The sequence below is a fragment of the Janthinobacterium fluminis genome, assembly GCF_028595325.1.
GTDB classification, from domain to species: domain Bacteria; phylum Pseudomonadota; class Gammaproteobacteria; order Burkholderiales; family Burkholderiaceae_D; genus Janthinobacterium; species Janthinobacterium fluminis.
Genome location: NZ_JAQQXR010000019.1, coordinates 19,342 through 38,207, shown reverse-complemented (window position 1 = coordinate 38,207; position 18,866 = coordinate 19,342). Strand labels below are relative to the sequence as shown.

The window sequence follows — 18,866 nt, the reverse complement described above, 5'->3', positions numbered from 1 at the left end:
AGGCGATAACGTGTCGATCACCGTCAAGCTGATCAACCCGATCGCGATGGAAGAAGGTCTGCGCTTCGCTATCCGCGAAGGCGGCCGTACCGTCGGCGCCGGCGTGGTTGCAAAAATCATCGCGTAAGAATCGCTCGTGACTACCACCTGGGGCGTCTCAGGTGGTAAAATAGCGGGATTCTTCTCAAGTTTTACGTAGGGACGTAGCTCAATTGGCAGAGCGTCGGTCTCCAAAACCGAAGGTTGGGGGTTCGATGCCCTCCGTCCCTGCCACCGTTCTGGTGCAGGGCACCGAAAGTAAAAAAAGTATGTCTAATCAATCCGTGCAAACCGTTAGCACGTCGAATGACAAGATGAAAATCGTATTGGCAGTGATTGCCGCGATTGCAGGAGTAGTCGGGTTTTATTACCTGAACACACAGCCAGCTCTGGTGCGCGCATGTGCACTCGTAGCTGGTTTGGCTATTTCCGCTGGCATCTTGTGGACTTCGACGACCGGCCGTGAATTCCTGAATTTCGCCAAAGAAGCAGTGCGCGAAACGAAAAAAGTGGTATGGCCTACGCGTAAGGAAGCAACGCAAATCACGGCGATCGTGTTTGCCTTTGTCCTCGTGATGGCGATTTTCCTCTGGGGCACGGATAAGTTGCTTGAGTTCTTGTTGTACGACGTGATTCTGGGTATAAGAAAATAATGAGCGAAAATGTGCAAGACGATGTGCCGGGCGACGTCCCGGCATCCGATGCTGGCGCAGCGCCGCTGAGCGTGCCAGTCAGCAACAAGCGCTGGTATGTCGTGCACGCCTATTCCGGCATGGAAAAGAGTGTCATGCGCGCGCTGACCGAACGCGTCGAGCGCGCCGGCATGCAAGACCAGTTTGGCCAGATCCTGGTGCCGATCGAAGAAGTGGTCGAAGTCAAGAACGGCGTCAAGTCGGTCACCGAGCGTCGTTTCTTCCCAGGCTATGTGCTGGTCGAAATGGAAATGACGGACGAGACCTGGCATTTGGTCAAAAACACCAGCAAGGTCACCGGCTTTATCGGTGGCAAGTCGAACAAGCCGACGCCGATTCCCGCGCGCGAAATCGACAAAATCATGCAGCAGATGCAAGAGGGCATCGAGAAGCCCCGGCCCAAGACGCTGTACGAAGTGGGCGAGCAAGTGCGCATCAAGGATGGTCCGTTCACCGACTTCAACGGCAACGTCGAAGAAGTCAACTACGAGAAATCCAAGGTCCGCGTCTCGGTCACCATTTTCGGCCGCGCCACCCCGGTAGAGCTGGAATTCGGCCAAGTCGAAAAAGTATAAGTAATTCGCAGCAAGCGCCCATCCGGAGCGTCGCAAAGTTCCGCGCAATCCGGTCAGAGGAGCCCCGCCAGTGCAGCATCGGCGGGGCGCTACTACTCAATCCAAGATAGGAGCCATCATGGCAAAGAAAATCATTGGTTTTATCAAGCTGCAAGTTCCAGCTGGTAAAGCAAACCCATCCCCACCAATCGGTCCAGCACTGGGTCAGCGCGGTCTGAACATCATGGAATTCTGCAAAGCGTTCAACGCGCAGACCCAAGGTCTTGAGCCAGGCATGCCTATCCCGGTCGTGATCACGGCCTTCGCGGACAAGTCCTTCACCTTCGTGATGAAGACGCCTCCCGCAACGTACCTGATCAAAAAAGCTGCAGCGATCACCAAAGGTTCGCCGAAGCCACATACCGACAAAGTCGGTAAGCTGAGCCGCGCGCAAGCTGAAGAAATCGCTAAATTGAAAACGCCGGATCTGACCGCTGCCGACATGGATGCCGCTGTGCGCACCATCGCCGGTTCCGCACGTTCGATGGGCATCACGGTAGAGGGTGTGTAATGGCTAAGTTATCCAAACGTATCAAGGCTTTCAAAGCCAAAGTCGACCGCACCAAGTCTTACGAGTTCGACAGCGCCGTCGCTCTGATCAAAGAGTGCGCCACCGCCAAGTTCAATGAATCGATCGACGTATCGGTACAACTGGGCGTGGATCCGAAGAAATCGGACCAGGTTGTCCGCGGTTCCGTCGTGCTGCCAGCCGGCACCGGCAAAACCGTTCGCGTTGCCGTGTTCGCAACGGGCGACAAGGCTGAGCAGGCGAAAGCCGCCGGCGCCGACATCGTCGGTATGGAAGACCTGGCCGAATCGATCAAGGCCGGCAACATGCCTTTCGACATCGTCATCGCCTCGCCAGACACCATGCGTATCGTCGGTACCCTGGGTCAGATCCTGGGCCCGCGCGGCCTGATGCCTAACCCGAAAGTTGGCACGGTTACCCCTGACGTCGCTACCGCCGTGAAAAACGCGAAAGCCGGTCAAGTTCAGTACCGTACCGACAAATCCGGTATCATCCACGCAACGATCGGCCGCAAGTCCTTCGCCGACGCGGACCTGAAATCGAATCTGGTCGCACTGATCGACGCGCTGAACAAAGCCAAGCCGGCATCGAGCAAAGGTGTTTACCTGCGCAAGGTATCGCTGTCGTCGACGATGGGCGCTGGCGTCCGCGTTGACCAGGCTAGCCTGGCAGCTTAAGTACTGAATAGAAGTCCCGTCGTGTCCCTGTGATACGGCGGGCGAATCTTTGGGCTGGTTTCGATATGTTTTACATATGGAAGCCAGACAATCAAAGACCGTTGGGCCGAGTGCGACCGCATGTGCATGAGGTTAATCGCCGCCGCGCAAGCGGTGGTGCCCAACGCAGATGGTGTACCCGAACAAGTTTTGTAGTCCTCATGCTGCGTGAATGTATCCGCTCAGTTTTTGAACTTCTTAACTTCGGACGCCGTGTTCGAACCGATGCGAGGCGCTCAACCACTCGGTTGTGATTGCCGAACATCATTTAAGGAGGTTGACCGTGAGTCTCAATCTGAATGACAAAAAGGCCGTCGTCGCCGAAGTTTCCGCGCAAGTAGCAGCAGCGCAAACTATCGTCGTGGCCGAATATCGTGGCATCCAGGTTGGTCACTTGACGCAACTGCGTGCTAAAGCGCGTGCCCAAGGCGTGTACCTGCGTGTGTTGAAAAACACATTGGCTCGTCGCTCCGTCGAAGGCACCCAATTCGCTAGCCTCGCCGATTCCATGACCGGCCCGTTGATCTACTCGATCTCGGAAGATGCCGTTGCAGCAGCTAAAATCATCGCTGATTTTGCTAAAACCAACGACAAACTGGTCATCACCGCGGGTAACTACGCCGGCAAACCGCTGGATAAAGCGGCTGTCGTAGCGTTGGCTAGCATTCCTAGCCGTGAAGTCCTCATCTCGCAGTTGTTGGGCGTTATGCTGGCTCCGGTGTCGGGCTTCGCACGTGGTCTGGCTGCCCTGGCAGCGAAAAAAGATGCCGGCTCCGCCGCGCCTGCAGAAGCAGCCGCAGCAGAAGAAGCGCCAGCAGCGGCTTAATCGCCTCTGCGCTTTTTTCTCTCAGTACCAATCTGATGTAACTAACGTAATAAATTTAGGAGTTTCAAAATGGCAATTAGCAAAGACGATATCCTGGAAGCAGTTAGCGCCATGTCCGTAATGGACCTGAACGACCTGGTCAAAGCATTCGAAGAAAAATTCGGCGTGTCCGCAGCAGCCATGGCCGCTCCAGCAGCCGGCGGCGCAGCAGCAGGCGCAGCAGTTGAAGAGCAAACCGAATTCAACGTTATTCTGGCCGACTTCGGCGCGAATAAAGTTGGCGTGATTAAAGCAGTTCGCGAAATCACCGGCCTGGGCTTGAAAGAAGCCAAGGACCTGGTTGACGGCGCCCCGAAAACGGTGAAAGAAGCCGTTTCGAAAGCCGACGCTGAAGCAGCGAAGAAGAAGCTGGAAGAAGCTGGCGCGAAAGCCGAAATCAAGTAATCAGTTGTACCGGCGGCAGTTAGCGCCCGAGCCAAAGTCTGAGGTTTTCCTGTCAAAGGGAATAACCCGACTTTGGCTCCTTTGTCGTCTTTGTCGTATTTGTACCCGTCATTTGTTCGATTCAAGCCGGAAAGTAGAGCCTTGAGGTTTCGTCTGTGTCACACGCAGCGTTGCAAATGATCACTTGCAAAACCTGAATTTTCTATCCTTTCTGTCACTCACGGAGTGTCCATGCACTACTCATTTACTGAGAAGAAACGCATTCGCAAGTCATTCGCGAAGCGCGCCAACGTTCACCACGTTCCGTTCCTGCTGGCGACCCAGCTCGAGTCTTATCATAGTTTCCTGCAGGAAGACATAGCACCGTCGACCCGCAAGAACGATGGCCTGCAGTCGGCTTTCACCTCGATTTTCCCCATCGTGTCGCACAATGGCTTTGCGCGTCTCGAATTCTTGTCGTACGTACTCGGCGATCCCGCCTTTGACGTCAAAGAATGCCAACAACGCGGCCTGACCTTCGCGTCGCCGCTGCGCGCCAAGGTGCGCCTGGTGATCCTGGACAAGGAATCGCCAACCAAGCCTGTCGTCAAGGAAATGAAAGAGCAGGAAGTCTATATGGGCGAATTGCCGCTCATGACGACCACCGGCTCCTTCGTCATCAACGGCACCGAGCGCGTCATCGTCTCGCAGTTGCACCGTTCCCCGGGCGTGTTCTTCGAGCACGACCGCGGCAAGACCCATTCCTCGGGCAAGCTGCTGTTCTCCGCGCGCATCATTCCTTACCGCGGTTCGTGGCTGGACTTCGAGTTCGACCCGAAAGACATCCTGTTCTTCCGCGTCGACCGCCGCCGTAAGATGCCCGTGACGATCTTGCTCAAGGCAATCGGCATGTCGCACGAGCAAATCCTCGCCAATTTCTTTGTCTTCGACAATTTCAACCTGCGCTCCGAAGGCGCCGAGATGGAATTCGTCGCCGAGCGTCTGCGCGGCGAAGTGGCGCGTTTCGACATCGTCGACAAGTCGGGCAAGACCCTGGTGCTGAAGGACAAACGCATCAACGCCAAGCACGTGCGCGACATCGAAGCGGCTGGCATCAAGCACATTTCCGTGCCTGAAGACTACCTGCTGGGCCGCGTGCTGGCCAAGAACATCGTCGACGCCGACACCGGCGAAGTGGTCGCCTCGGCCAACGACGAGTTGACGGAAGACTTGCTGGGCCGCCTGCGCGAAGCGCACATCGGCGAAATTCAGACGCTGTACACGAACGACCTGGACCAGGGCGCGTATATTTCGCAAACCCTGCGCATCGACGACACGGCCGACCAGATGGCGGCGAAAGTGGCGATCTACCGCATGATGCGTCCAGGCGAGCCGCCGACCGAAGATTCGGTCGAGGCCCTGTTCAACGGCCTGTTCTACAATTCCGACCGTTACGACCTGTCGGCCGTCGGCCGCATGAAGTTCAACCGCCGCATCGGCCGCGACGAACTGACGGGCGCGATGACGCTGTCGAACGAAGACGTGCTGGCCGTGATCAAGATCCTGGTGGAACTGCGCAATGGCCGCGGCGAAGTCGACGATATCGATCACCTGGGCAACCGCCGCGTGCGTTGCGTCGGCGAACTGGCGGAAAACCAGTTCCGCGCCGGCCTGGTGCGCGTCGAGCGCGCCGTCAAGGAACGCCTCGGCCAGGCCGAAGCGGACAACCTGATGCCGCACGACCTGATCAACTCGAAGCCGATTTCGGCCGCGATCCGCGAGTTCTTCGGTTCGTCCCAGTTGTCGCAGTTTATGGACCAGACCAACCCGCTGTCGGAAATCACCCACAAGCGCCGCGTTTCCGCGCTGGGCCCTGGCGGTCTGACGCGCGAACGCGCCGGTTTCGAGGTGCGCGACGTGCATCCGACCCACTACGGCCGCGTTTGCCCGATCGAAACCCCGGAAGGTCCGAACATCGGCCTGATCAACTCGCTGGCCCTGTACGCCCGCCTGAATGAATACGGCTTCCTGGAAACCCCGTACCGCAAGGTCGAAGGCTCCAAGATCACCGACCAGATCGACTACCTGTCCGCCATCGAAGAAGGCCGCTACATCATCGCCCAGGCGAACGCGACCATCGACAAGAACGGCATGCTCAGCGATGAGCTGGTGTCGGCCCGCGAAGCCGGCGAAACCATCCTGGTCTCCCCGGAGCGCATCCAGTACATGGACGTGGCGCCTGGCCAGATCGTTTCCGTGGCCGCCTCGCTGATCCCCTTCCTCGAACACGATGATGCGAACCGTGCTTTGATGGGCGCCAACATGCAGCGCCAGGCCGTGCCTTGCCTGCGTCCTGAAAAGGCGCTGGTCGGCACCGGTATCGAACGCACCGTGGCCGTCGACTCGGGCACCACCGTGCAGGCGCTGCGCGGCGGCGTCGTCGACTACATCGATGCGGGCCGCGTGGTGATTCGCGTCAACGACGACGAGGCGCAAGCCGGCGAAGTCGGTGTCGATATCTACAACCTGATCAAGTACACCCGTTCGAACCAGAACACCAACATCAACCAACGTCCTATCGTCAAAGTGGGCGACCGCGTCGCCAAGCGCGACGTCATCGCCGACGGCGCGTCGACGGACTTGGGCGAATTGGCGCTGGGCCAGAACATGACCGTGGCCTTCATGCCATGGAATGGTCTGAACTTCGAGGATTCGATCCTGATCTCGGAAAACGTCGTCAAGGATGACCGCTACACCTCGATTCACATCGAAGAGCTGTCCGTCGTGGCGCGCGACACCAAGCTGGGCGCGGAGGAAATCACCCGCGACATCTCGAACCTGGCGGAAAACCAGCTGGCCCGTCTGGACGAGTCCGGTATTGTCTACATCGGCGCCGAAGTGCAAGCCGGCGACACCCTGGTCGGCAAGGTCACGCCAAAAGGCGAAACCCAGTTGACGCCGGAAGAGAAGCTGCTGCGCGCGATCTTCGGCGAAAAAGCCTCCGACGTGAAAGACACCTCGCTGCGCGTGCCTTCCGGCATGATCGGCACCGTCATCGACGTCCAGGTGTTCACCCGCGAAGGCATCGTCCGCGACAAGCGCGCCCAGCAGATCATCGACGACGAATTGAAGCGTTTCCGCCTCGATTTGAACGACCAGATGCGTATTGTGGAGGGCGATGCCTTCCAGCGTCTGGAAAAAATGCTGATCGGCAAGCTCGTCAACGGCGGCCCGAAAAAGCTCGCCAAAGGCGCCAAGATCACCAAGGAATACTTGGCCGATCTGGACAAATACCACTGGTTCGACATCCGCCCGGCGGACGACGACGCAGCCGTGGCGCTGGAAGCGATCAAGGAATCGATCAACGAGAAGCGCCACCAGTTCGACCTGGCCTTCGAAGAGAAGCGCAAGAAGCTGACCCAGGGCGATGAGCTGCAACCTGGCGTGCAGAAAATGGTCAAAGTCTACCTGGCCGTGAAACGCCGCCTGCAGTCGGGCGACAAGATGGCCGGCCGCCACGGTAACAAGGGTGTGGTGTCGCGCATCGTTCCGGTGGAAGACATGCCTTACATGGCTGACGGCACGCCGGCAGACGTGGTGCTGAACCCGCTGGGCGTGCCTTCGCGCATGAACGTCGGTCAGATTCTTGAGACCCACTTGGGCTGGGCCGCCAAGGGTCTGGGCATCCGCATCGGCGAAATGCTGAAGGCGCAGGCCAAGGTCGACGAGATGCGCAAGTATCTGACCGTGATCTACAACGAAAACGGCCGCGCCGAAGAGCTCGACGGTTTCGACGACGAAGAGATCATGAAGCTGGCGGAGAACCTGAAGAAGGGCGTGCCGTTCGCGACCCCCGTGTTCGACGGCGCGAATGAGGAAGAGATCCGCCGCATGCTGGACCTGGCGTATCCGGACGACATCGCCAAGAACCTCGGCATGACCGCCTCGAAGAACCAGGTGACGATGTACGACGGCCGCACCGGCGAAGCGTTCGAGCGCAAGGTCACCGTCGGCGTCATGCACATGCTGAAACTGCATCACTTGGTTGATGACAAGATGCATGCCCGCTCGACCGGTCCTTACTCGCTCGTCACGCAGCAGCCACTGGGCGGTAAAGCCCAGTTCGGCGGCCAGCGCTTCGGTGAGATGGAGGTGTGGGCGCTGGAAGCTTACGGCGCATCGTACGTGCTGCAAGAGATGTTGACTGTCAAGTCAGATGACGTGAACGGCCGTACCAAAGTGTACGAAAACCTGGTCAAAGGCGACCATGTGATCGACGCCGGTATGCCGGAATCCTTCAACGTGTTGGTGAAGGAAATCCGTTCGCTGGGTATTGATATCGACCTCGAAAGAAACTGATAACGAGAAACCCTCGACTATTGGTTTGTGATGGAGTGGCCCGGCAGGGAAACCTCGCCGGGCAACTTCGTCTCAGAAATGAAATTTAATCACCTGGAGTGATACATGAAAGCACTGCTCGATCTCTTCAAGCAAGTACAGCAAAACGAAACATTCGACGCGATCAAAATTGGTCTGGCGTCGCCCGAGAAAATCCGTTCATGGTCCTACGGCGAAGTCAAAAAGCCGGAAACCATCAACTACCGCACCTTCAAGCCTGAGCGCGACGGCCTGTTCTGCGCCAAGATCTTTGGTCCCATCAAGGACTACGAGTGCCTGTGCGGCAAGTACAAGCGCCTGAAGCACCGCGGCGTCATCTGCGAAAAATGCGGCGTCGAAGTGACGCTGGCGAAAGTGCGCCGCGAGCGCATGGGCCACATCGAGCTGGCCTCGCCGACCGCCCATATCTGGTTCCTGAAGTCGCTGCCTTCGCGCCTCGGCATGGTGCTGGACATGACGCTGCGCGACATCGAACGCGTGCTGTATTTTGAAGCATATGTCGTGACCGATCCCGGCATGACCCCGCTGAAAAAATGCCAGATCATGTCGGAAGACGACTACGCCGCCAAGTACGAAGAGTACGGCGACGACTTCACCGCCTTCATGGGCGCCGAGGGTATCCGCGAACTGCTGCGCTCGATCGACATCCACCGCGATGCCGAAACCCTGCGCGTGGAACTGAAGGAATCGAAGTCCGAAGCGAAGATCAAGAAATACGCCAAGCGCCTGAAAGTGCTGGAAGCGTTCCAGCGTTCCGGCATCAAGCCGGACTGGATGATCATGGAAGTGCTGCCGGTGCTGCCGCCCGAGCTGCGTCCGCTGGTGCCGCTGGACGGCGGCCGCTTTGCGACCTCCGACTTGAACGATCTGTATCGCCGCGTCATCAACCGCAACAACCGCCTGAAACGCCTGATGGAGCTGCGCGCTCCGGAAATCATCACGCGCAACGAAAAGCGCATGCTGCAAGAAGCCGTCGATTCGCTGCTGGACAACGGCCGCCGCGGCAAAGCGATGACCGGCGCCAACAAGCGTCCGCTGAAATCGCTGGCTGAAATGATCAAGGGCAAGGGCGGCCGCTTCCGCCAGAACTTGCTGGGTAAGCGCGTCGACTACTCGGGCCGTTCCGTCATCGTCGTGGGCCCGCAATTGAAACTGCATCAGTGCGGCTTGCCGAAACTGATGGCGCTGGAACTGTTCAAGCCTTTCATCTTCAACAAGCTCGAACTGATGGGCCTGGCGACGACGATCAAGGCCGCCAAGAAGCTGGTCGAGATCCAGGAACCGGTCGTCTGGGACATCCTGGAAGACGTGATCCGCGAACATCCGATCATGCTGAACCGCGCGCCTACGCTGCACCGTCTGGGTATCCAGGCTTTCGAGCCGGTCCTCATCGAAGGCAAGGCGATCCAGTTGCACCCGCTCGTCTGCGCCGCATTCAACGCCGACTTCGACGGCGACCAAATGGCGGTCCACGTGCCGCTGTCGATCGAAGCGCAGATGGAAGCGCGCACGCTGATGCTGGCGTCGAACAACATCCTGTTCCCGTCGAACGGCGAACCGTCCATCGTTCCTTCCCAGGATATCGTGTTGGGTCTGTACTACGCGACCCGCGAAGCGATCAATGCGAAGAACGAGGGGATGATGTTCCCCGACGTGTCCGAAGTGATACGCGCCTACGACAACAAGGAAGTCGAACTGACGACCCGCGTCACCGTGCGCATCACCGAGTACCCGAAAGACGCCGCAACGGGCGAGTTCGTGAAAACGGTCACCCGCTACGAAACGACCATCGGCCGCGCCATCCTGTCGGAAATTCTGCCTAAGGGCTTGCCGTTCTCCGTCTTGAACCGCGCCCTGAAAAAGAAAGAAATTTCGAAACTGATCAACACCTCTTTCCGTAAGTGCGGCCTGCGCGCGACGGTGGTGTTTGCCGACAAGCTGATGCAGTCGGGCTTCCGCCTGGCAACCCGCGCCGGTATCTCGATCTGCGTCGACGACATGCTGGTACCGCCGCAAAAAGTCACGCTGATCGCGACTGCCGAGTCCGAAGTGAAACAGATCGAACAGCAGTACGCGTCCGGCCTGGTCACCGCCGGCGAGCGTTACAACAAGGTCGTCGACATCTGGGGCAAGACCTCGGACGAAGTCGGCAAGGCCATGATGGACCAGCTCAAAGTGGAAGACGTGGTCAAGCGCGACGGCAGCAAGTCGACGCAGGAATCGTTCAACGCCATTTACATGATGGCCGACTCCGGCGCGCGCGGTTCCGCAGCCCAGATTCGCCAGTTGGCCGGTATGCGCGGTCTGATGGCGAAACCGGACGGCTCGATTATCGAAACGCCGATTACCGCGAACTTCCGCGAAGGTCTGAACGTGTTGCAGTACTTCATTTCGACCCACGGCGCGCGTAAAGGTCTGGCCGATACGGCGCTGAAAACGGCGAACTCGGGTTACCTGACCCGCCGTCTGGTCGACGTGACACAAGATCTGGTCGTCATCGAAGATGACTGCGGCACCATGAACGGCACCGTGATGAAGGCGCTGGTCGAAGGCGGTGAAGTCATCGAACCGTTGCGCGACCGTATCCTCGGCCGCGTGGCCGTGCACGATGTCGTCAATCCTGAAACCCAGGAAACGCTGTACGAAGCCGGCAGCCTGATGGACGAGGACATGGTCGAAGAGATCGAGCGTCTGTCGATCGACGAAGTCAAAGTCCGCACGCCGCTCACTTGCGACACGCGCTTCGGCCTGTGCGCCAAGTGCTACGGCCGCGACCTGGGCCGCGGTTTGCTGGTCAACGCCGGCGAAGCCGTCGGTGTCGTCGCCGCGCAGTCGATCGGCGAACCGGGTACCCAGCTGACCATGCGTACCTTCCACATCGGTGGTGCGGCGTCGCGTGCGGCGGTGGCATCGTCGGTGGAAGCGAAATCGAACGGCACCATCCGCTTCACGGCAACGATGCGTTACGTCACGAACGGCAAGGGCGCGCAAATCGTCATTTCCCGTTCCGGCGAAGTGCTGATCACCGACGACCACGGCCGTGAGCGCGAGCGTCATAAAGTGCCGTACGGCGCGACCCTGATCGTCAAGGACGGCATGGTCATCAAGGCCGGCACGCCATTGGCAACGTGGGATCCGCTGACCCGTCCGATCATTACCGAATACGCCGGTCTGGTGCGTTTCGAGAACGTCGAAGAAGGCGTCACCGTGGCCCGTCAGGTCGACGAAGTCACCGGCCTGTCGACTTTGGTCGCTATCGATGCGAAACGTCGCGGTTCCTTGACCAAAACGCTGCGTCCACAGGTCAAACTGTTGAACGACTCGAACGAAGAAGTGAAGATCGCCGGCACCGAACACTCGGTGGCGATCGGCTTCCAGGTCGGCGCGCTGATCATGGTCAAAGACGGCCAGCAAGTGTCGGTCGGCGAAGTGCTGGCGCGTATCCCTACCGAATCGCAGAAGACGCGCGATATTACCGGGGGTCTGCCACGCGTTGCCGAACTGTTCGAGGCGCGCTCGCCGAAAGACGCCGGTATGCTGGCGGAAGTCACGGGTACGGTTGCGTTCGGTAAAGAAACCAAGGGCAAGCAGCGCCTGGAAATCACCGACATGGACGGCAACAAGCATGAGTTCCTGATCACCAAGGACAAACAAGTGCTGGTGCATGACGGCCAAGTCGTGAACAAGGGCGAGATGATTGTCGACGGCCCGGCCGATCCGCAAGACATCCTGCGCCTGCTGGGTATCGAAGCGCTGGCCCGTTACATCGTCGACGAAGTGCAGGACGTGTACCGTCTGCAAGGCGTGAAGATCAACGACAAGCACATCGAAGTGATCGTGCGTCAGATGCTGCGCCGCGTGCAGATCGTCAACGCCGGCGACACCAACTACATCGTTGGCGAGCAGGTGGAGCGTTCGGAACTGCTGGACGAGAACGACCGCGTCAGCTCGGAGAACAAGATCCCTGCGACCTACGAAAACGTCTTGCTGGGTATTACCAAGGCATCGCTGTCGACCGATTCGTTCATCTCGGCCGCATCGTTCCAGGAAACCACCCGCGTGCTGACGGAAGCGGCGATCATGGGCAAGCGCGACGGTCTGCGCGGCCTGAAGGAAAACGTCATCGTCGGCCGCCTGATTCCTGGCGGTACCGGTCTGGCCTTCCACCGCGCCCGCAAGGAAAAAGAAGCGTGGGAAGTCGAAGAGCGCAATGCTTTGTTGCTGGCAGAGAAGGCCTCCTTGGCCGGCGAAGCGGCGGAAGCCTTGCAGGACATCGAAGAGCAACAACACGGCGGCGAAGCGTAATTCAGCTTTAATCGTCAATAAAGCGGCGCCTGGGAGCAATCCCCGGCGCCGTTTTTTTATATGCAGTGATGCTTACCGCAGCGCGCGGGCGGCAGCATGGTTTTAGCCAACAGTCTTAATGAATCAATTAAATGCCATGGATGAAATCATCGCTCCCGCCGTATTAACTCATCTATAAAACGATTCGCTCATATTCAGGGCCATAGCCGATGCTTTGGCCTTTTCGACATATATGGCGATTGCCCGTCATGAAATAGCTGAAGTCCAAGTACGCTCGGGATGATACTCAAGAGTGCGCGCGCTTGGCGGCCGGGAGGGCCGGACGCTTTATTCTGGTGCGGCTTCGCCGTATGCGTATTTTCCGTAGGGCATGGCAGATATGTCAAGATTTGGCTTGCTTGTGCTAAGATTTAGCGCATGATCGCACAAGCCCTCTTTACTCCAGCGCAGCAAAAGCTACTCGGCTTGCTATTCGTGCGCGTCAATGAAGGATTTCATTTGAACGAGATCATGCGGCTTACCGGCCTGGGCAGCGCTTCCGCCCAGCGCGAGCTGCGGCGCCTGCATGATTCCGGTTTGATTACTTCCGAGCGCATCGGTAATGTGCGGCGTTTCTGGCCGAATAAGGAAAGCCTCGTGTACCCGGAATTAAGCGGGCTGGTGCAGAAAACCTTCGGCCTGGTCGGGGTCTTGCATTCCACGCTAGCGCCGCTGTCCAGCCATTTGCATGTGGCTTTCGTGTATGGCGCCACGGCGAAAGGCCAGGACGCGGCCGGCAGCAATATCGATTTGTTGTTGGTTGGCGACGACACCCATTATGGTGAGTTATTGACCGGGCTGGCGCCGGCGGAACGGGCATTAAGGCGCAAGATTAATCCGAACTTATATTCGCTGGCGGACTTCCAGCGGCGCCTGCGCGAAGCACAGCCGTTTCTGATGCAGGTATTGAAGCAGCCGAAAATATTCGTGATCGGCGGCGATCTGGAGTTGGCGAATATCGAATATATCGGTCAGACATTTCAGACGGAAATAGGCCAGATGCATCTTTGATGGCGTAGTCGTATAATTTGTCACGGCGCAAGTAAAAAATTGCCGCCCTGATTAGAATGCGCATGGTGCGGGCGGGATTTGATGGGTTCACATGGTTGGGGCCGGTTTCGGCGCTGCGGGGTGGAATGTTGAAGATGACTAGACTCGAAGCATTTGGCATGATTGTCGCGCAGGCTACGCGCGGCGAGTTGGTGTTTCCGACCAGCGTGAACGCGGCGCTGCAATTGCAACTTGCGCTGGCCGATCCGGATTGCCATATCGACCACGCCATCAAACTGGTGCTGTCCGACCCGACGCTGGCGGCGCGCACGGTGGCCCTGGCCAATTCCGCCGTGTTCAACCGCAGCGGCGCCGGCGTGACCGGCGCGCGCGCGGCCGTCATGCGGGTCGGCTACCGCAATCTGTATTCGCTGGTGGCGGCGATGGTGGTGCGCCAGTTCGGCAGCCGGATCGAAGACCCGGACTTGCGCATGATGGCGCAGCAATTGTGGGAGCATACGGCCCATGTGGCTGCGCTCGCCTACGTGATCGCGCGGCGCGTTACCTATGTCGACCCGGATACGGCCTTGTTCGCCGGCATCGTGCATGAGGTCGGCGGCTTCTACCTGCTGTCGCGCGCCGACGAGTTCCCCGGCCTGCTCGACGGCCAGGCCGAACACTGGATGGAGTCGGCCGAGGAGGTCATCGGACGCGAAGTCATGAAGCGCCTGATGATACCGGAGCCGGTCGCGCTGGCCATCGAGGGCTTGCGCGACGGCTTGTTGTCGATTCCCCCCGATTCCCTGCTCGACACCTTGTTGCTGGCCAAACAGTTGGCGCCGGTCGTCTCGCCTTTGCAGCAGACTTTCCTGGAGATGCTGACGCCGTCCGAATCCGTCATCGATTTCCTGATCGACAATGAGATGATGACGTCGATCCTGGCCGAATCCGCCGACGAGGTGCAGTCGATGAGCGCGGCCTTGCTGGTGTAGCGGCACCCGCTTATTGTCTTCTATTTCTGTCAAGTTTGCCGGAACGTCGTTCAAGTTCGCTCATGGGTGCAGTACCACCTTGATGCATTGCTCCTGCTTGCGCATGAAAATGTCGTAGCCGTGCGGCGCATCGTCGAGTTTCATGTGGTGGGTGATGATGACCGATGGGTCGAGTTCGCCTTGTTGTATCCGCGCCAGCAGCGGCCGCATGTAACGCTGCACGTGGGTTTGCCCGGTCTTGATCGTCAGCGCGCGGTTCATCGCGGAACCGAACGGTATCTTGTCGCTGAAGCCGCCATAGGCGCCCGGCACCGACACGACGCCGCCGTTGCGGCAGGCCAGCAGCGCTTCGCGCAAGGCCGTCGGCCTATCCGTTTCCAGCCGCACCGCCTGCTTGAGCCTGTCGTAGGCGTAGGCGATGCCGGCGCCGTGCGCCTCCATGCCGACGGCGTCGATGCAGGCGTCCGGGCCGCGCCCGCCCGTCATCTCTTTCAGCGCGTCCAGCACGTCGAGGTCGTCGAAGTTGAGGGTTTCGGCGCCGGACTTCTCGCGCGCCATGCGCAGGCGCTCCGGGTAGCGGTCGATGCCGATGACGCGCTCGGCGCCCAGCAGGTAGGCGCTTTGGATGGCGAACTGGCCGACCGGGCCGCAGCCCCACACGGCGACGACGTCGCCCGGTTCGATGTCGCAAGCCTCGGCCGCCATATAGCCGGTCGGCAAAATATCGGACAGGAACAGCACCTGCTCGTCTGTCAGGCCGTCCGGGACCGGCAGCGGGCCGACGTCGGCATACGGCACCCTGACGTATTCGGCCTGGCCGCCCGCGTAGCCGCCCGTCAGGTGGGAAGAACCGAAGATGCCGGCCGGCGCGTGGCCCCACAGTTTTTCCGCCAGATAGGCGTTCGGGTTGGAGTTTTCGCAGACGGAAAACAGTTTTTGCTCGCAAAAGAAGCAGTGGCCGCAGGCGATCGGGAAGGGCACGACGACGCGCTCGCCGATGCGCAGCTGGTCGACGGCGGCGCCCAGTTCCACCACTTCGCCCATGAATTCATGGCCGAGGATGTCGCCCGCCTGCATGCCCGGCACGGCGCCGTTGTACAGGTGCAGGTCGGAGCCGCAGATGGCCGTCGAGGTGACCTTGACGATGGCGTCGCGCGGCTTGAGGATGACCGGGTCCGGCACCTGTTCGATGCGGACCTCGCGCTTGCCCTGCCAGCAGTTCGCTTTCATGGCCGCGCCTCCTTGTGAAACAGGCGGGCGATGAAGCGGCGCCGCCCCGCCGCTTGCCCGTCCGTCGTCGCCACCTCCCCCGCTTCGAGCAATTGCTTGAAGCGGCGCAGGTCTTGCTCGATTTGCCGGGCCGGCTCCGCGCCGAACAGCCTGGCGGCGTCGGCCTTGCCGCCGGGTGCCGCGTATTGCATGCTCATTTTCAGCAGGGTGCCGCGGCCGCCGGGGCCGGGGGCGAACTCGACGAGGCCGTGGTGGTCGAGGCCGGCGGCGCCGAGCGAGCGCCAGGCCAGGCGCTGGCCCGGCACATCCTCGGTGATGTCGGCGTCCCATTCGATGCCGCCGGCCGGCCCTCTGGCTTTCCAGTGAGAACGGCGCGCGTCGATGCGGCGCACCGATTCCAGGTGCGGCATGAAGCGCGGCAAGCGCTCCAGGTCGCGCCAGAATTCGTAGCATTCGTCGGGCATGCGGTTGACCGCCACTGTCTTGCGCAAGGGCGGGTTGGCGCCGCCCGCCAGCGCCCCGGCAGCGCTGGCCGGGGCGGCGCGCGCGCAGGCCAGCACGTCCAGCGCCGCGACGCCGGTGACGACGACGGCCGTCGCGGCAAGGCGCGCCGGCGCGCTGCCGGGCGCGCGCGCCGCCATCCCCAGCGTGAGCAGGTCGGCCGCGTCGCCGGCCACGCGCGACCAGCGCCACAGCGCCGACGCCGGCTGGTTCAGCAGGCCGAGGCCGCAGACCATGGCGCGCACGCCCATCGCCCGCATCAGCAGCGGCGCCACGGGCAGGCCGGCGGCCTTGGCGACGGCGCGCGGCGCCAGCAGATGGGCGAGGCCGACGCCGATGCTGAGCCAGCCCAGCGCCGTCGCCAGCCGTTCGCCGCGACTGTCCGGCGCCGCCTTGTAGCCGGCGGCATATGCGCGCGCGCGCCGGCGCCGCGCTGCGCCGGCCAGATCCGTGCCGCCGTCGGCGCCATTGCCCCGCAGCAGCGACGCGGTGGGGAATTGCCAGGAGCCGGGCCGGCCCCGGCGCACCCTGGTTTGGTCCGTGATGTTTTGCATGATGTCTCCCGGCGTGGCGCTGCCGCAAGCCGCCGCGCGCGCCAAACGTTGAAGATGATGCAAATTAGGCCAGACGGCGGCGCGGCGGTTCCGCCGCCGGCGCCGGAAAAGCCCGGTGCCGGGGCGCTTGCTGCGTTGGATCAAACGGGCGCGGGGTTGCCGGCGCGTTCACGCCGGCCCATCTGGCGCGGTTCAGCGCCGCGCGGCGGCGATCCAGCGGTCGACCTTGGCTTCCAGCAGCTTCAGCGGCAGGGTGCCGTCGCTGAGCACGACTTCGTGGAATTTCTGCAGGCTGAACTTGTCGCCCAGCGCCGCCGTCGCGCGCTGGCGCAGCTCGATGATTTTCAGCGCGCCGATCTTGTAGCCCAGCGCCTGCGCCGGCCAGGCCATGTAGCGCTCCGTTTCGCTGCGGGCGGCGGCGTCGTAGCCGAGCGTGTCGCGCATGTAGGCGATGCTTTGCTCGCGCGTCCAGCCCTGCGTGTGCAGGCCGGTGTCGACGACGAGGCGGCTGGCGCGCAGCAGTTCGTCGTTCAGGTGGCCGACGTAATCGGCGGGGTTCTCGAACAGGCCCATTTCCTTGCCCAGGGTTTCCGCGTACAGCGCCCAGCCTTCGGTGAAGGCGTTGTTGCCGCCGAATTTACGGAAGTCCGGCAAGTTCATTTCCTGCACCAGGGCCAGGTGGAAGTGGTGGCCCGGCTTGCCCTCGTGCAGGAACAGCGTCGTCATGCCGCTGTTGCCGTATTGCTTGGGGTCGTTGACGACGGACCAGAACACGCCGGGGCGCGAGCCGTCCGCCGCCGGCGAGGTGTAGTGGTCGGCGGCCGTGGCGCGGCTCAGTTCCGGCTCCAGGCGCAAGTCCAGCGGCGCCTTCGGCACCAGCGTGAACAGGGCCGGCAGCTTGCTGTCGAGCAGGACGTTGAGTTTGCGGTAGACGTCCAGCACTTCCTGTTCGGTTTGGAAGGGGTAGAACTTCTGTTGCCCGCTCATCCACAGCGGCAGGCCGGCGGCCGGGCCGTGGTAGCCCAGTTGCGGCCCGAGCACGGCGAACTGGGCCTGGATGCGCGCCACCTCCTTCAGGCCGATGGCGTGGATCTGTTCCGGTTGCAGCGTCGTCGTGGTCTGGCTGGCGACGCGCGCCTGATACCAGGCGCGGCCGCCGGGCAGGGCGCTCCAGCCGCTGCTGGCGCGGCTGGCCGGCAGGTAGTCCGTTTCGATGAAGGCGGCCAGGCGGGCCAGCGCCGGCATGACCTTGGCTTCGATGACGACGCGGTAGGACTGCGTCAGGCGCTCTTTGTCGGCGGCGGAAAAGGCCGCCGGCAGCTTGCTGACCGGCGTGTAGTAGACGCTCGTTTCCGGCGTCGCGCTGAGCAGTTTCTGGAATTGCGGCAGCGTCGAGTTGACCAGCGCCTTCGGCAGCACGATGCCGCGGCGCATGCCCTCGCGCATATTGGCGATGGCCTGGTCTATCCACGCCGGCAACTGGCCGACGCGGCTCAGATAGGCTTCGTATTCCTTGACGGTGCCGATCGGTTGCGAGGCTTCGCCGCCGGCGTAGTTGGCGAGGATCACGGGCACGCTGTCCATCTGGTTCAGCGGCAGCAAATGCTCGGGGAAGGGCTCGAAGGTCAGCGCGCTGTGCAGCTCGTAGTGGAGGATGGCGTAGTTGCTGCGCTCGGCCTCGCTCAGGCGCGCCGGCTTGATCGCCTCCAGGCGCTTGGCGAATTGGCGCAGCAGCGCGAATTGTTTGGCGCGCACGGCCGGCGCGATGCTCATGCCCAGTTCCGCGTCGAAACGGTTATCGCCGTTCTCGGTGGCGCCGATCGGCTCGAAGTGCGCCAGGGCCTGGTAGTACTCGTCCGCCAGCGCCCGCAACAACTGCTGTTCGGCGGCGGCGCCGGCGTGCGCCGGCGCGACGGCGGCCGGCTTGGACGCGCTGGCCGGGGCGCAGGCGAGGGCGAGGGCGGCGGCCAGCGTGCCGAGGGCTGCGGCGGTGGAGCGATGCGTCATAAACTGTTTCC

General features: G+C 61.1%; 14 protein-coding genes and 1 tRNA gene. 12 read left to right on the top strand and 3 right to left on the bottom strand.

Annotated features, from left to right (window positions below):
- The 12 genes from OIK44_RS24935 to OIK44_RS24880 form a co-directional block, all read left to right on the top strand.
- A partial coding sequence (locus tag OIK44_RS24935) for an EF-Tu C-terminal domain-related protein (RefSeq protein WP_456057495.1) occupies positions 1 to 127 on the top strand: 127 nt, incomplete at its 5' end.
- Positions 128 to 197: 70 nt separating this feature from the next.
- Positions 198 to 273 (top strand) — tRNA-Trp (locus tag OIK44_RS24930).
- A gap of 35 nt (positions 274 to 308) precedes the next feature.
- Complete coding sequence (gene secE, locus OIK44_RS24925) at positions 309 to 692, top strand: preprotein translocase subunit SecE (protein ID WP_273674861.1); 384 nt, start codon at positions 309 to 311, stop codon at positions 690 to 692.
- Positions 692 to 1,306, top strand: a complete 615-nt coding sequence (gene nusG, locus OIK44_RS24920) for a transcription termination/antitermination protein NusG (RefSeq protein ID WP_273674858.1) — start codon at positions 692 to 694, stop codon at positions 1,304 to 1,306. Before secE ends, nusG begins: the two co-directional genes overlap by 1 nt.
- Positions 1,307 to 1,424: 118 nt before the next feature.
- Positions 1,425 to 1,856: a 50S ribosomal protein L11 gene (rplK, locus tag OIK44_RS24915; RefSeq protein WP_273674857.1), complete on the top strand. Its 432-nt coding sequence runs from the start codon at positions 1,425 to 1,427 to the stop codon at positions 1,854 to 1,856.
- A complete protein-coding gene (gene rplA, locus OIK44_RS24910; RefSeq protein ID WP_273674855.1) occupies positions 1,856 to 2,551 on the top strand; it encodes a 50S ribosomal protein L1 in 696 nt (231 codons plus the stop codon). Before rplK ends, rplA begins: the two co-directional genes overlap by 1 nt.
- A 322-nt stretch (positions 2,552 to 2,873) precedes the next feature.
- Complete coding sequence (rplJ, locus tag OIK44_RS24905) at positions 2,874 to 3,416, top strand: 50S ribosomal protein L10 (protein ID WP_273674853.1); 543 nt, start codon at positions 2,874 to 2,876, stop codon at positions 3,414 to 3,416.
- A gap of 69 nt (positions 3,417 to 3,485) precedes the next feature.
- Positions 3,486 to 3,860, top strand: a complete 375-nt coding sequence (rplL, locus tag OIK44_RS24900; RefSeq protein ID WP_273674851.1) for a 50S ribosomal protein L7/L12 — start codon at positions 3,486 to 3,488, stop codon at positions 3,858 to 3,860.
- 231 nt (positions 3,861 to 4,091) lie between these two features.
- The gene (gene rpoB, locus OIK44_RS24895; RefSeq protein ID WP_273674849.1) at positions 4,092 to 8,198 is read left to right on the top strand and encodes a DNA-directed RNA polymerase subunit beta; all 4,107 of its coding nucleotides are present in this window, start codon (positions 4,092 to 4,094) and stop codon (positions 8,196 to 8,198) included.
- Between the two features lie 105 nt (positions 8,199 to 8,303).
- The gene (gene rpoC, locus OIK44_RS24890; RefSeq protein ID WP_273674847.1) at positions 8,304 to 12,542 is read left to right on the top strand and encodes a DNA-directed RNA polymerase subunit beta'; all 4,239 of its coding nucleotides are present in this window, start codon (positions 8,304 to 8,306) and stop codon (positions 12,540 to 12,542) included.
- A gap of 417 nt (positions 12,543 to 12,959) precedes the next feature.
- Positions 12,960 to 13,592, top strand: a complete 633-nt coding sequence (locus OIK44_RS24885) for an ArsR family transcriptional regulator (RefSeq protein ID WP_273674845.1) — start codon at positions 12,960 to 12,962, stop codon at positions 13,590 to 13,592.
- A gap of 134 nt (positions 13,593 to 13,726) precedes the next feature.
- Positions 13,727 to 14,563, top strand: a complete 837-nt coding sequence (locus OIK44_RS24880) for an HDOD domain-containing protein (protein WP_273674843.1) — start codon at positions 13,727 to 13,729, stop codon at positions 14,561 to 14,563.
- Positions 14,564 to 14,623: 60 nt separating this feature from the next.
- Here OIK44_RS24880 and OIK44_RS24875 read toward each other — a convergent pair whose 3' ends face one another.
- The 3 genes from OIK44_RS24875 to OIK44_RS24865 form a co-directional block, all read right to left on the bottom strand.
- On the bottom strand, positions 14,624 to 15,793 hold the full coding sequence (locus OIK44_RS24875) for a zinc-dependent alcohol dehydrogenase (RefSeq protein WP_273674842.1): 1,170 nt from the start codon (positions 15,791 to 15,793) through the stop codon (positions 14,624 to 14,626).
- The gene (locus OIK44_RS24870) at positions 15,790 to 16,848 is read right to left on the bottom strand and encodes an SRPBCC family protein (protein ID WP_273674840.1); all 1,059 of its coding nucleotides are present in this window, start codon (positions 16,846 to 16,848) and stop codon (positions 15,790 to 15,792) included. Before OIK44_RS24870 ends, OIK44_RS24875 begins: the two co-directional genes overlap by 4 nt.
- Positions 16,849 to 17,040: 192 nt before the next feature.
- Positions 17,041 to 18,855, bottom strand: a complete 1,815-nt coding sequence (locus OIK44_RS24865) for a DUF885 domain-containing protein (RefSeq protein WP_273674839.1) — start codon at positions 18,853 to 18,855, stop codon at positions 17,041 to 17,043.
- Positions 18,856 to 18,866: the final 11 nt, after the last annotated feature.

Bases quoted from the DNA above. Each gene is read 5' to 3' on its own strand.
- secE (WP_273674861.1), top strand. From the start codon at position 309: ATGTCTAATCAATCCGTGCAAACCGTTAGCACGTCGAATGACAAGATG.
- nusG (WP_273674858.1), top strand. From the start codon at position 692: ATGAGCGAAAATGTGCAAGACGATGTGCCGGGCGACGTCCCGGCATCC.
- rplK (WP_273674857.1), top strand. From the start codon at position 1,425: ATGGCAAAGAAAATCATTGGTTTTATCAAGCTGCAAGTTCCAGCTGGT.
- rplA (WP_273674855.1), top strand. From the start codon at position 1,856: ATGGCTAAGTTATCCAAACGTATCAAGGCTTTCAAAGCCAAAGTCGAC.
- rplL (WP_273674851.1), top strand. From the start codon at position 3,486: ATGGCAATTAGCAAAGACGATATCCTGGAAGCAGTTAGCGCCATGTCC.
- rpoB (WP_273674849.1), top strand. From the start codon at position 4,092: ATGCACTACTCATTTACTGAGAAGAAACGCATTCGCAAGTCATTCGCG.
- rpoC (WP_273674847.1), top strand. From the start codon at position 8,304: ATGAAAGCACTGCTCGATCTCTTCAAGCAAGTACAGCAAAACGAAACA.
- OIK44_RS24885 (WP_273674845.1), top strand. From the start codon at position 12,960: ATGATCGCACAAGCCCTCTTTACTCCAGCGCAGCAAAAGCTACTCGGC.
- OIK44_RS24880 (WP_273674843.1), top strand. From the start codon at position 13,727: ATGACTAGACTCGAAGCATTTGGCATGATTGTCGCGCAGGCTACGCGC.
- OIK44_RS24875 (WP_273674842.1), bottom strand. From the start codon at position 15,793: ATGAAAGCGAACTGCTGGCAGGGCAAGCGCGAGGTCCGCATCGAACAG.
- OIK44_RS24870 (WP_273674840.1), bottom strand. From the start codon at position 16,848: ATGCAAAACATCACGGACCAAACCAGGGTGCGCCGGGGCCGGCCCGGC.
- OIK44_RS24865 (WP_273674839.1), bottom strand. From the start codon at position 18,855: ATGACGCATCGCTCCACCGCCGCAGCCCTCGGCACGCTGGCCGCCGCC.